The organism is Fibrobacter sp. UWH1, assembly GCF_002210365.1.
In the GTDB taxonomy this organism is placed as follows: domain Bacteria; phylum Fibrobacterota; class Fibrobacteria; order Fibrobacterales; family Fibrobacteraceae; genus Fibrobacter.
The window spans coordinates 35,206-48,609 of the sequence record NZ_MWQG01000008.1 but is presented as its reverse complement, the minus strand read 5'-3'; the positions used below and the strand labels follow the sequence as shown (position 1 = coordinate 48,609).

The 13,404-nt window shown below is 51.6% G+C and carries 11 protein-coding genes; 3 read left to right on the top strand and 8 right to left on the bottom strand.

Annotated features, from left to right (window positions below):
- A complete protein-coding gene (locus B7992_RS05450) occupies positions 1-618 on the bottom strand; it encodes a sigma-70 family RNA polymerase sigma factor (protein ID WP_073159087.1) in 618 nt (205 codons plus the stop codon).
- A 169-nt stretch (positions 619-787) separates the two neighbouring features.
- Here B7992_RS05450 and B7992_RS05445 point away from each other — a divergent pair, with 169 nt between their 5' ends.
- A complete protein-coding gene (locus B7992_RS05445; protein WP_088665765.1) occupies positions 788-2,710 on the top strand; it encodes a thioredoxin family protein in 1,923 nt (640 codons plus the stop codon).
- Between the two features lie 100 nt (positions 2,711-2,810).
- Here the strand turns inward: B7992_RS05445 and glgA are convergent, their stop codons facing one another.
- The 5 genes from glgA to B7992_RS05420 all read right to left on the bottom strand — a co-directional run bounded on the left by glgA (position 2,811) and on the right by B7992_RS05420 (position 8,814).
- Positions 2,811-4,040, bottom strand: coding sequence for a glycogen synthase (gene glgA, locus B7992_RS05440; RefSeq protein ID WP_073159089.1), 1,230 nt, complete (start codon positions 4,038-4,040; stop codon positions 2,811-2,813).
- A gap of 146 nt (positions 4,041-4,186) precedes the next feature.
- Entirely contained in the window at positions 4,187-5,494 is a 1,308-nt protein-coding gene (locus B7992_RS05435) for an esterase (RefSeq protein WP_088665737.1), read from the bottom strand.
- A gap of 231 nt (positions 5,495-5,725) precedes the next feature.
- On the bottom strand, positions 5,726-6,295 hold the full coding sequence (folE, locus tag B7992_RS05430; protein WP_073159093.1) for a GTP cyclohydrolase I FolE: 570 nt from the start codon (positions 6,293-6,295) through the stop codon (positions 5,726-5,728).
- 137 nt (positions 6,296-6,432) lie between these two features.
- Positions 6,433-7,785 carry an amino-acid N-acetyltransferase gene (gene argA / locus B7992_RS05425; RefSeq protein WP_088665736.1) on the bottom strand — a complete coding sequence of 451 codons (1,353 nt, stop codon included), beginning with the start codon at positions 7,783-7,785 and terminating at the stop codon, positions 6,433-6,435.
- A 102-nt stretch (positions 7,786-7,887) separates the two neighbouring features.
- The gene (locus tag B7992_RS05420; RefSeq protein ID WP_254917627.1) at positions 7,888-8,814 is read right to left on the bottom strand and encodes an FKBP-type peptidyl-prolyl cis-trans isomerase; all 927 of its coding nucleotides are present in this window, start codon (positions 8,812-8,814) and stop codon (positions 7,888-7,890) included.
- A gap of 299 nt (positions 8,815-9,113) precedes the next feature.
- Here B7992_RS05420 and B7992_RS05415 point away from each other — a divergent pair, with 299 nt between their 5' ends.
- Positions 9,114-9,335: a hypothetical protein gene (locus B7992_RS05415; RefSeq protein WP_073159099.1), complete on the top strand. Its 222-nt coding sequence runs from the start codon at positions 9,114-9,116 to the stop codon at positions 9,333-9,335.
- A 155-nt stretch (positions 9,336-9,490) separates the two neighbouring features.
- Complete coding sequence (gene folD / locus B7992_RS05410) at positions 9,491-10,333, top strand: bifunctional methylenetetrahydrofolate dehydrogenase/methenyltetrahydrofolate cyclohydrolase FolD (protein WP_073159101.1); 843 nt, start codon at positions 9,491-9,493, stop codon at positions 10,331-10,333.
- A gap of 178 nt (positions 10,334-10,511) precedes the next feature.
- On the opposite strand, the gene B7992_RS16575 is transcribed toward folD, so the two are convergent.
- Both B7992_RS16575 and B7992_RS05400 read right to left on the bottom strand, forming a co-directional pair.
- Positions 10,512-12,245, bottom strand: a complete 1,734-nt coding sequence (locus B7992_RS16575; protein WP_101480029.1) for a carbohydrate-binding protein — start codon at positions 12,243-12,245, stop codon at positions 10,512-10,514.
- A gap of 120 nt (positions 12,246-12,365) precedes the next feature.
- Complete coding sequence (locus B7992_RS05400; protein ID WP_073159105.1) at positions 12,366-13,352, bottom strand: SIR2 family protein; 987 nt, start codon at positions 13,350-13,352, stop codon at positions 12,366-12,368.
- Between the last annotated feature and the right edge of the window lie 52 nt (positions 13,353-13,404).

The following is a 13,404-nucleotide window of genomic DNA, read 5'->3' as shown; positions in this document are numbered from 1 at the left end:
TTACGAAATTTCATTGTTCCTCGTAAGCAAATCCTCCAAAAGAACCATTGGAGCATCAATCTTTTCAAGGATGGCATCCCTTTGCCGCTTTTCTTTGCGCATTTTATTTACAGCCCTGCAGCGAAGCTTGCTTAGGTACCCCCTATTTCTCGTCAGAATCCGGGCCGCATCCTTCAAAAGAAAACCTCCAAGATACGTCAGTTCCGTAACGAGGGCTTCTTCTGGATTGAGCACCTGCATAAAAGTCTTGAGCAGCGCGGCAGCCTTGTTCTCGCGGGATTCATTACGAAAATGGACCGAAGACTGTTCGGGATAAACATCGTACGCCGCCTGATTTTCCCTCAGCACAGAAAAGGGCAGAACCATTTTCTCCCGACGGTAAAGATCGAAGTGGGTACACAACGTTACCCTATAAAACCAGGGCCAAAGTGCGGTATCCAAATTAAGATTTTTCGCATATTTGCAAAACTTCAGCGCAACCTCCTGAAAAAGATCGTCTGCGGCCTCTTTTGTACTACTCCGCTTGCAACATAGTTTGTAAATTTGTGGGGCATTCTTGCGCCAGATATTCTCTAGCCGAATGGATACTTCTTCTGAAAAAATTCGCGTATTTTCCATAGTCAGAACGGGAATTTTGACAGAGTGTTTTCAGTTGATGTCAAATCTAGGAAACCCTATGCGTAAAAAACCGATTCTTGATTATTTTGTCAACAACTGTTTGCAAAATGCTTCATTTTGCATTTTGCTACTGACTTTACCCTTGACAAGCTTCGCCGAAGAATTCAACATGAACAACATGCCCCCTCCGGACATGAGCATGACCTATTCGGCAGGGGAACTGGCTGCAGGATCAAAACTTACCGTCAAAATCACCATTCCCGACAACTGGCACGTAAACGCCAACATTGCCGCCGACGAATTCCTGAAACCCTCGTCCATTGACGTCTCCGCCCAAGGAATTTTCTTTGGCGAACCCGTCTGGCCCGCCCCCATCAAGGAATACAGCGAGGCTCTGGACCTTGAAAACCTGGTATTCCGCGGCGAGTTCCAGGTCATCCTCCCCATCGACAGCGTAGAAAAGAACTTCGACAGCCTCTCCACCACCATCACCTTCCACTACCAGGCATGCGACAATTCCATCTGCCTGGCACCCGCCCAAAAGACCATATCGCTGGACGGGAATACTTTTGGAAAGGGGAACGCAGGCAACGGGGACGCTAACCTAAAAAAAAATGGTAAAGACGGGGATGAGCCGCAGCAAGTAAACGCTACGGAAGAAAAATTCGACATCATCATGGAATTCCAGCAGGAAGAAACCGCTGGAACAGACGCCAAAACCGTTGCAAGTGAAGCCACAGCAAACGAAAGCACCGCAAGCGAACCGCAGACCGCCGCAGAAGAAAGCGCCGCTGAAGTCGCCGCCGTTGGAGAAAGTGCCGCAGACTCCGCCGCAGGTTTCGCCGGCACCCTAGCCCTCCTGTTCTTCGCCTTCATCGGTGGCATCATCCTGAATCTGATGCCCTGTGTTTTGCCGGTGCTTTCGTTGAAAATTTTCAGCCTCGTCAAGCAGGCCGGGGAATCCCGCAGCCGCCTGCTGGCATCGGGACTCAGCACCACCGCAGGCATCCTCTGCAGTTTCTGGGTGCTGGCAGCCATCATCAGCGTCATCAAGATTGGCGGCGGAAATGCCGGCTGGGGAATGCAGTTCCAGAGCGCAGGCTTTATCGCCTTCATGGTGGTAATCCTCACCGCCTTCGCCATGAGTTTCTTCGGACTGTTTGAAGTGTGGCTCCCCTGGGGTGCCACCACCAAGATGGATGCCGCCGGCAGCAAGGGCGGCCTGGCAGGCGCCTTCTTTACGGGAGCGCTGCTTGTTTTGCTCAGCACCCCCTGTTCCGCACCCTTCCTGGGAACCGCCATGGGATTCGCCTTTACCGCAAGCCTGCCGGTACTGTTCCTATTCTTTACGGCAGCAGGCATCGGACTTGCCCTCCCCTATCTCCTGGTCAGTTTCTTCCCCGCCGTTCAGAAACACTTGCCCAAGCCGGGAATCTGGATGACCTACCTGCAGAAGGTCATGGGTGTTTTACTTCTGGCCACCGTCTGCTGGCTTCTCTGGGTCGTGAACGAGCAGGCAGGTTCTGCAGGCGTAGGAATCTTCGCAGTTATCGCTGTAGTATCTGCAGTGGCCAGCGCCCTCATCGGGAAAATCGCCCCGCCGGGTGTAGCCTTCAGCCGTGAAGTGGTCGGATTCGCAGGCGCCATTGTGATTCTTGCCGGTCTCTGGTTCGGCGTTCTCGCACCCCGCTACGAAAACGTAGTCGTCGAACGTTTCAACGCCCGCATGGCAGAACAGATGACAGAAGACGGCTGGTTCCGTTACAGCCCCGCCCTCATAGAAGAATTCAAGGCCGCCGGGCGCACCGTATTCATCGACGTTTCCGCCGACTGGTGCATTACCTGCAAGGCAAACGAAGCCGCCGTCCTTAACCGCGAAGAATTTACCGACGCAATGAACAAGCTGAACGTGGCCCGCGTCAAGGCGGACTGGACCCGCGAAACTCCGGAAGTGAATGCATTGCTCCGCAGTCTTGGAAAATCTGGCGTACCCGCTTATGCAGTATACCCCAAGGGCGATGCAAGCAAGCAGATTGTCTTCCCGGAACTGCTGACCACAGGTGCCATCGTCGAAAAGATTACTGGCAAGTAAAGTCCTTTTTCCGTATAAGAAAAGCCCGCGGTTTAAATCCCGCGGGCTTTTTGCGATTTCTATAAGTAATCCCCGACATTGTCGGGGATCCCATTAAAAATTAGCGCTTGCCTTCCTTCTTATATCTCTCAATACATTCCTGGTAGAATTCATAGGTCTGCTGAGCGATGGCCTTCCAGCTGAAGACGTCGATAGCGCGCTTGCGGCTCACTTCGCCCATCTTCTTTGCCATTTCGGGGTTGGCCAGAATGGTGTTCAGCTTGTTTGCGAAATCGGTCTGGAATGCCTTGGGGTCGGCGGGTTCGAAGTTGGTCTCGGAAACAGCCTTCAGGGGAACCAGGAAGCCAGTTTCGCCATCCACGATAATTTCGGGAATGCCGCCCACGGCGCTACCCACCACAGGAGTACCGCAGCTCATAGCTTCCAGATTGATGATGCCGAAAGGTTCGTAAAGGGACGGAGTTGCAAAGACAGTAGCGTGGCTATAGAGCACACGGAGTTCTTCATGAGGAACCGGTTCCTGGATCCATACAACACCTTCGCGGGTCTTCTGGACTTCTTCAATGAGAGCCTTGCATTCGTCGGCCAGTTCCTGAGTGTCGGGGGCGCCAGCGCAGAGAACCACCTGGGCGTTCTTGTCGATCTGGGGGATAGCTTGGATCAGCTGGCTGATACCCTTCTGACGGGTAATGCGGCCCACAAACAGCACGAAAGGCTTCTTCGGGTCTACACCCCACTTTTCCAGGATGCCTTCGCTGAAGGTGGGCTTGTAGAAGTCGGGATCGATACCGTTGTAAATCACCTTCACACGGTCTTCGGGAACGCCATAAAGCTTCATCACGTCGCGCTTCATGCCCTGGCTAACGGCGATGACACCGTCGGCGGCTTCGTAGGCGGTCTTTTCGATCCAGCAGCTCATGGCATAGCCACCGTCGCCCAGCTGTTCAGCCTTCCACGGGCGGTGAGGTTCCAGGGAGTGGGTGGTCAAAATCAGGGGGCACTGCAAAAGGCGGGAAGCCAGGACGCCACCGAAATGGCTGTACCAGGTATGGCAATGAATGACATCGATGTCATCCATGGTAGCTGCCCACTGCAGGTTAATATCCAGGGGCTTGAAAATCTTCTGGAAACGGTCATCCTTGGGATTCAGGCCCAACTTACGGCTAAAACCGATAGCACGGATATTGTCGGCGTCATCGTTCTGCACGCCAAAGCAGCGGGCTTCCACATGGCAAAGCTTGGCCAATTCCTGGGTCAGGAACTTGACGTGGATACCGGCACCGCCATAGATTTCCGGCGGGAATTCATTAGTAAGGATAGCTGCGTTCATAAATGTCTCCAGTGGCGGAAAAATCCGCCATTTGCACTAAATATACATCTATTTCCTTAGGCCAAAAACGCTAACTAAAAAAAAGATTCCCCGACTTGCGCCGGGGAATCCTTGGAGTGTGTTATGTAGAGATACTTTTTATCAGGCTAGAAGTTCTTGCACTGACCCTTCCAGTTACCCGGGCCACCAACGATGGGGCCGTTGATGTAGGCGCCACTGGTACCGACGAAGTCAGCCTTGCGGAATTCTTCGCCACCCAGGTGCCAACGCATCCAGGCAACGGTAGCAGCCATGCCGCCCCAGGGACCGGAACCGTGGCCCCAGCCGCATTCGCCGTTCTGGCATTCAGGATTTTCACCGACCGCACCACCAGTCATCTTGATAAGGCAAGCGGGAGCCTTGACACCCGGATTACCGTAGTCAGCTTCTGCATTGGGGCGTTCCATACCACCTTCGCCATAAACGATGGCGAAAGTCTTGGTTGCAGGAACCTTAGTGCCATCCACATGAGCCATGTCGCCACTGTTGTTCAAGACTGCAGTAATCACGCGATCGTCATTGATAAGCATTTCTTCGGACTGGAGACCACCCATGGAGTGACCGGATGCACCCACCTTAGTCATATCCAATTTCTGGTACAGGGGGTCGCCCGGAGTATTGTTCTTCTTTTCGAGCCAGTCGAGAGCGGGCTTGCCGCGGCCAGTACCATCCGGAGATTCGCTAGTGGCGATTACAACGAAACCGTGGGAAGCAAGGCGACGGATAATGCCTTCGTATTGTGAGGGGCTAGAACCGCCACCTGGGCCCCACAGCACAACGCCATGTTTCTGGGTTTCGGAAAGTCGCTTGGGATAAGCAAGAATGGCTCCGCCGTTATCACCGGTGTTTGTGAAGTATTCCACCTCCATGTAGTTCTTGTTTTCGTCGGTATCGGTTGCAAGGAAGATTCCCTTGGGAGCTTCCTGGACCACAGCGCTAGAGCTTTCCGGAGCGGATTCGCTTGTGCTGGAAGCCGGTTCAGTTACGCCGCCCTCAGAATCGGAACTTGTCACGACATCGGAAGGATTGTTATCGGTAGGAACGTCACCTTCAGCAGGAACATCACCGCCTTCTGCGGGGGTGTCGCCACCTTCGGCGGGAGTATCACCAGTGGGGGGAACAACTTCACCTTCTCCACCAACGTCACCATTTTCTTCACCGGTAATCGGATCGTCAGTAGGATCCATAGCGGCAGAAGATTCCGGATTAGTATAGATAATTTCACCCGTAACCGGGTCAACCATGGGTTCGCCAGTTACCGGATCGATTACCGGTTCGCCAACCACAGAGCTGGAAGATAGACCACCAAGGGCGCCGTCTACAGCATCTGCTACAGAATCACCACAGTTCATGAATGCCAATGCACTTGCAGTAACAAATGCCAGCTTGACCACCCGAATAAAATTCTTTTTCATTTTTAACTCCTTTTATTCCATCACCGAGAATAAAAGTACCTAGAACCAGGCAAAAAAAATAAGGTTCAAAAAGAGATTCCTTGGATAAAATGTCAACATGGACAATTTGTCAACGAGAAAAATTTTTACATTAATTTATACATAAAAATCCACGATTGACACATATCAATCGTGGATAAAAATCAGACTTTTATTTTTTACAAATTAATTTTCGCGCCAGCGACCGCACCCTTAGCGAAGGCGGTCGTTAATAGTAGCCATAAATTCTGCGCGGGTCTTTTCGTCGGTCTTGAATCGGCCAAGAAGCTGTGTAGTCACCATGGTAGCACCGGGTTTCTTGATACCGCGCATGGTCATGCACATGTGGCTTGCTTCCAGAACAACGGCAACGCCCTTAGGCTGCAATTCCCTCTGGATCAGTTCCGCAATCTGGCGAGTCATGCGTTCCTGAATCTGGGGGAAGCGGGCATAGAATTCCACCACGCGGGGAATCTTGGAAAGCCCAACAACGCAATCACCGGGAATGTAGGCGATATGGGCCTTACCGGTAAAAGGCAAGAAGTGATGTTCACACATGCTGGCGAAGGGAATGTTGGGCACAACGATCATCTCGTCATACTTTTCGTGGAAGCGGGTCTTGAGGATATCTTCGGCCTTCAATTCTCCAGTCAGGCTGCTCATGACCTCGGCATACATCTTGGCCACGCGCTTGGGAGTTTCCAGCAAGCCTTCGCGATTAACATCTTCACCCATACCTTCAAGAATCATCTTGAAGCCATCTTCCATCATTTTTAAATTCATATCAGTTACTCTTCAATCAATTTTTTTTAATCCTGCACCTTCGAACCTAATTCAGCTAAGGAACTAAAGTTCCTAGTTTCGTACAGCTCGCGGGACTGGATCCTTCACTTCGTTCAGGATGACGCACCTGCGGTGCGTCACTTCTCCAGCGGGAGCATCAAGATACGAGACTTCCGCTTCTGATTGTAGTGATCGCGCTTGGTCTTGGGGAGTTCCTCCACAGTACCATCCACAAAGCCGAAGTGGTAGAACCAGTCCAGAGCCTGCGTGGTCAACAGGAACAAAGTCTTGTAGCCCTTCATGCGGCCTACGGAAATCAGGTGACGGACGATAGCGTCGCCGATACCGGACTTACGGTAATTGGCGCCCACGGCGATACCCGCAATTTCGGCCATGCCATCCTCGAATTCGTGAAGGGCGCCGCAGCCATGAATGCTGTTATCGATGCTGTACACCACATAGTCTTTGAGCTTTTCGGAAATACTTTCCTGGGTACGGGGCACAAGGAATCCCTGGTCGATGTAATCCTGCATGATGCGCAAGATATCAGGAATGTCTTCCATGTTGGCGGGCCTGATACTGGAGTACTGGTTGGCGTACACCATGGTACCGTCACCGCGGGCGGAGAACACTTCCTGAAGCAAGCTGCCCTGGAATTCACCGCTGAGCAAATGCACACGGTTGGCACCTGCCTTGCAGGCGTGAATGGCGTTCATCAGGTAGTCCATCTGGGCAAAGTTCAGCGTGTCGGAATTCAGTTCCAGAAGTTCCTGGGCCTGGTCCACATCCATAGCGGAAATCAGGCCGTTGTCGGTAGGTTCAAGATACTTGGTGTTCCTGCCGGTCACAAGACCCTGGAGCTTGATACCGTCCTGGTTTCCGATGAAGAACAACTTGCCCACCTTCATGTACTTGCAGAGTTCGGTGGCCAGTTCCGTGGAGCTGATATTGTAGGCGTGACCGATCTTGTTCCAGCCAATGGGCGGAATAATAGGCACAAAATTCTCGTCCAGCAACTGTTCCAAAATGTCCTTCTGGATACGTTCGATGCGGCCGGTGCGCATGTAGTCCACACCGTTCACCACACCCATGCTACGGGCCAAAATCCAGTTACCCTGAATACCACGGAGGCCGCTTGCAGTCAAGTGGCTCATGATATGCTGAGCAGCACCCAGGGAAGCCTGTTCCACATGGGGCAAGGCATCCTCGCAAGTGAGACGCACACCGTTATGGAACTTGGATTCCACACCCCAGGCCTTCAGCTGGGCGTCGATGGAATTGCGGGTGCCGGGCACGATAATGATCTTAATCCCGGACTTGTGCAAAAGCCCGATATCTCGCATGAGCACAGGAAACAGCGGATGGCTCATAAGGTCGTCCTCGATCTTCAAGACAAACAGCTGACCCTTGAAGCGTTCCATATAGCCGAACACTTCACGAATGAAACCTGCCACTTCAAAATGCTGGGAAGTAAAGTCATTTGGATTCATAAACTCAATAATAAAAAAATTGGTTCAGAAACAAAATGGCATAACGAAAAGAAAAACCGCGGGAAGTTAACCGCGGCCTTTCTTGAGAGAGAAAGAAAACTCTTACTTGGCAGGCTTGGCTTCGGCGGCGGGGGCAGTTTCTGCAGGCTGCGCGGCGGCACCATCCGTTGCGGCGGGAACGGCTTCAGCAGCCGGTGCTGCAACGCCTTCCTCGGCAGGCGGAACTTCTGCGAAGACCTTCAGCAATTCCACTTCGAACACCAGCATGGCATTGGCAGGAATCATGGGAGGTACGCCAGCTTCACCATAAGCCAGGTCGCTAGGAATCCAGGCCTTCACCTTGGAACCCTCCTTGAGAACCTGCAGCAGGTCCTGCCAACCGGCAATGACCGCATTCACCGGGAATTCCAGCGGTTCTCCGCGCTTTACGCTATTGTCAAATTCAGTACCATCCAGCAGGGCACCCACATAATGCACCTGGACCTTGTCGCTAGCCTTGGGAGAAATGCCGGTACCTTCGGTAATCACCTTGTACTGTACACCCTTGGGAGTCAGCTTCACGGTAGGATCCTGCTTGTTCTTTTCCAGGAACTTGTTCTGTTCATCCAGAGCCTTCTGGGCAGCGGCCTTTGCATCGGCTTCCTTGTTCTGCTGCATCAGCAGGAGCAAGTCCTGAAGGGCACTTTCTGCCGTAGAATCATCCATCAGGACCTTACGGTTGGAATCCACCACATCCTGGATGGCGCTCATCAAGAGCATCATGTTCACGGGAGCATTCACATTGGCAATAGCCTTACCCAGGTCCATACCCAGGGCATAGCTGTAACGGTCAGTCTTGTTTGCAAAACCGGCACCGGGAACAGCCACAGAAGCCTTGGCACCACTGGCTTCGGCAGAAACGGCTGCGGAATCGGCAGGGGCGGAACCAGCAGCTGGGGCAGCGGGATCCACAGCGGGTTTTTGAGAACCACCACATGCAACCATGGCTGCGCAAACGGAAATTGCAGAAAAAAGACGGACAAAACTCATGTTAATTCCTTTATAATCAGTGACTTACTGCACATCAATTTACAAAAAAGTGTGTCGGGGAACACGCCGTGAACACTTTTTAGCGGCTAAAAAATAGCGAAAAAGAATCCCCCAGGGCATCCATTTTTGGCAGAAATCGCCGTTTTTGAATAGAAAAACGCCACTTTTATCCAAAACTACATTCGGGAAACCCATTTAGAACCGCCCCAAACCGTAAACTTGCGTAAACAAAAACCCTTTGAAAGGTACAAGAAAATTACTAACTTACAACGCCAAGAAAGAGAGTGTAAGGAAATTGTATGAATTACCGCTTTGAAAATTACATTGAATCGGCTTCTGCAAGCAAGAAAAACTTCGAACGTGACCTTGAAGGTATCAAGGCCTCCCTCCAGTCGTCTATCCAGGGCAAAACCTCCACCTTTACGGTTCAGCCCGCAAAGACCGGCTGGCTCAAGGGCAGCCTTTCCTACCCCTGGGTACTGATTTGCAGTATCGCTCCGGCCCTGAAGGAAATTTTCTAATAGATATCCCTATCTTGTATTTCATTTTATGAAAAACGCCGCCTGTTTAAACAGCGGTGTTTTTTTATGCTCTTATTTTTTTATTTCCGCATATTTAAAACATCATACCTTATTTTTAAATTTGAACCATAAGAAAATTAAACCTGGAGACCAATATGGCAGCTCTCGTTTTGGACGGCAAGGCTCTTGCCAAGACCACTGAAGAAGAACTCAGCGCACGCGTCGCAAAGCTCAAGGAAAAGACCGGTAAGACCCCGATCCTCGCCACCATCCTCGTCGGCGACGATCCCGCTTCCGCAACCTATGTGAAGATGAAGGGTAATGCCTGCGCTCGCGTGGGCATGGACAGCATCAAGGTCATCATGCCCCAGGACACCACTACCGAACAGCTCCTGGCCAAGATCCAGGAACTGAACAACAATCCGGACGTCCACGGCATTTTGCTGCAGCACCCGGTTCCCCGTCAGATTGACGAACGCGCCGCTTTCGAAGCAATCGACGCCCGTAAGGACGTTGACGGTGTGACCTGCCTGGGCTTCGGCCGTATGTCCATGGGCGAAAAGGCCTATGGCTGCGCTACTCCCCAGGGTATCATGCGCCTTCTGAAGGCCTACAACGTGGAACTCTCCGGCAAGCACGCTGTTGTTGTTGGCCGTTCCGCAATTCTCGGCAAGCCCATGGCCATGATGCTGTTGAACGCAAACTGCACCGTTACCATTTGCCACTCCAAGACACCCAACGTTCCGGAGCTGGTGAAGCAGGCAGACATCGTCGTTGGCGCTGTAGGCAAGCCTGAATTCATCAAGAAGGAATGGATCAAGCAGGGCGCTGTGGTTGTTGACGCCGGTTACCATCCGGGTGGCGTCGGCGACTGCGAAAAGGGTATGGAAGAAGTTTCCAGCGCATACACCCCGGTTCCGGGCGGCGTTGGCCCCATGACCATCAACACCCTCATCTACCAGAGTGTTGAATCTGGCGAGAAGTACATTCTCGGTTAATTTCGGCTAATCGCAGAAGGTGCGTCGCGGCAGTTCCGCGGCAAGCAAAAAAACTCGGTCGCTTTACGGCACCGAGTTTTTTTATTTCTTGAAGGTAGGAATTATTTCAAACAAAAATGCCTCTCCGCAGAATAATCTGCAAAGAGGCGGTTTTTAGGAGAATAAGAGAGAGATTTAATTACTTGCGGACGCGAATGGTCTGGGTAGCCTTACCAGCAACACCGTAGCGCATAACATAGGCGCCATTGCGCAGCGTTCCGTTAATGCCCTTCCATGCTTCCTGAGCGGAACCGGCAAAGACGTTTGCAGACTTGACCAGCTGACCGTTCATATCGAAAATCTGGCACTTGATCAATCCTGCGCCTGCATCCATCAGGATAGTGTTGGCAATCTTGACCAGTTCACCATTGCCTTCAAACTTGATCCAGTCCACATTCAAATTGTTGTCATTGATGGTCAGGCGCAGAATCTGCTTTCCGGCAGCCAGTTCCAATTCACCCGCTTCGACTTCGGTATAAGTATTCCAGTCACCCATGTTCTTGATTGCGGCATCCAGAGTGGCGGTACCCACAGAAACAGTTACAGAACCATCGGCACCATTACCAGTAGCGCCATTCACGGTCACCTTGTACTTGCCAGCAGCCTTCACATCGATGGTGTATTCGTAGTAGTCGCCAGCAGTGGTATAACCAGCGGCATAGCCTGCACCGGCCACAACGACGCCAGCATCATCTGTACGATAAGCGGTTCCATCATTTTTGGCCTGGCTGTGGGAATAGGCATTCACGTCGTAATTTTCTGCTTCCACAGTACCCGGAATTTCGATAGCGCCCCTAAAGGGATTGCCTTCGGCAGAAGCACTGGAAGAAGGTTCAGTAGAAGTGCTGGAACCCGGGTCCACCACAGCGGCGCCATCAGAAGAGAGCACAATGTCGCCACCATTGGGAACAGCATCAAAGTAGATGTAGCCATCCTTGATGGAGGCTTCAATGGCCTTGCCATCCTGGGTTGCGGAAACCTTGGTCCAGCTACTCTTGACGCGAATGGACAAAGGATAGTTGTACTTGGAAATGTTGTCGGCGATGCTATGGGTAAGGGTATAGCTCATGCTGGTGGCGGAAGAAGACTTTTCAGTAATCTTCGCAGCCTTGCGTTCCTTGATGTACATGGCAACATGTCCCATGGGAGCAACCCAGATCTTGGAATCGTTCTGCTTTGCCCAACTGAGAGCGCCGTCGATGGCGCTAAGGTCCGTGGGAGAATAGGTAGCGTAACCATTGCTCTTGCCCTGGAAACCATGAGTCAGGAACGAAACCCAGCCACCCTGCTGGACAGCCTTTTGCATTTGGCCAGTAAAGTCATTAGTGCTCTTGATGTCTCCCTCGGAGCCAGTCATGGTGGCGGGAACCTTGGTCCAGTCGCTGGGACCGTCCTTGCCCGAGATATCGGGCACACCCTGCCAGGAACCATTACAGATACGGCCAACAACGTAGTTCTGGCTCACAGAGGATGCACTGGGGGACTTACAGTTAGGATAAGCCAACGTGACAACGCCATAATTCTGGGAAATCTTGCCATTGATGGTATTTCTTGAGGAAGCCGATTCGTTATCAGGCATGGGGTTTCCATGATTATCGCTATGGCTTGCAATTTCGTGGCCATTATCAGCCATACCCTGGAAGCCACTCCAGTTAGGATTCCAAGTCGTCACAAGGTTAAAAGTACCCTTATAGCCGTACTTGTCAAATACCGGGGCGGCGTCAGTCACATGACTGGGAGCACCATCATCAAAAGTAAAGCTTGCCGCACCCTGACGGAAACCTGCCCAGGTTGCAATTTCCTGAGCCTGTACAGAAGCAAAAAGGCTGCCGATCACAGTTGCAGCAACAAAATATTTCCTTGATAGATTCATAACACATCTCCGCCTAAAAAGGCATAACTCTCTGAATCTATAAATACATTTTTCTAGTCCAACATGGACTATTTTTTAGGCGTTTCCGTTGTTGCTAATTACAACAACTGCTGATTCTATTTAACACAGCTTAGACAGGAAGGCCTTGGCATCTTCGCAGATCACCATCTTCTTTCCTAACAGCGACTGCAGACGTTCCAAGTCTGGATGCCCCTGCTGTTCATAAACAATCACGCGCTTGAACCGTTCGCGGTGCCGCAATAAAAATTCCAAATTGTTAATGTCGCTCTTGGGGAAACCGTAACCCACGAAGAAAATATCCTCCGCCTGCTTCAGGTAGTAATCGGCCTTGCTCCAGAGCAAGTTAAAGAGACTTCCGCGCAAGAAGCTTTCCTTGGCGTGGGCCATGGGAATATAGATGGGCGTATCTTCGCAATAGATGGGAAAACTGCGATCCCCCGGCTCCACCTGGCACACACTATTGAGATCCAGCGTGTCGGTCACCCCCTTGAGGGCATACCAGTTCAGGGAACCGTGAAGTTTGATCAAGTCGACGGTACGGCCGGTGTTGGCGCGTCGGGCAGTACGGTCAGCCGGCTCAATACGGACACCATAATCTACGGCCACCTGCCAGGACAGTTCTTCGTCGGAATAGATTGCCTTTTCAATCAGGGTATCGTAGTTGAAACTGAGAAGCAATGTATCGCGGGCACCGGCGCCAGAACAGTTGACGCAACGTCTGAGGAACGTCCGCAAGACCTTCGCCGAACTGGCATCCAGCGATTCTTCGCGACTGATAGCATTGGCAATAAAGCGAAGCAGTTCAAAACGCAGGGACGCATGATACAGGCGCTCCCGCTCCCCCGGGAAAATCTGGGCAGACAGAATGGACGTGGCCAAGGTCTCGATATCCAGATAATCCTTGCAACCATTGCACAAATCCAGAAACTTCCTGCAATAATCGCGAAAATGAGGGAATTCGTCGGGAATCCCTGCAGGAACCAGATTATTCAGGTCCCGAAGGGTCGGCATCTGGGGACAAAAGGACTTACTGAAGCCCGACCCAAGCACGATAATTCGACGATATGCGTTTTTCGAAACACTCATGGTAGTGAATGTAATCAAAAAAGGCAGACTTTATTTGAAGAAATTTAAAAAA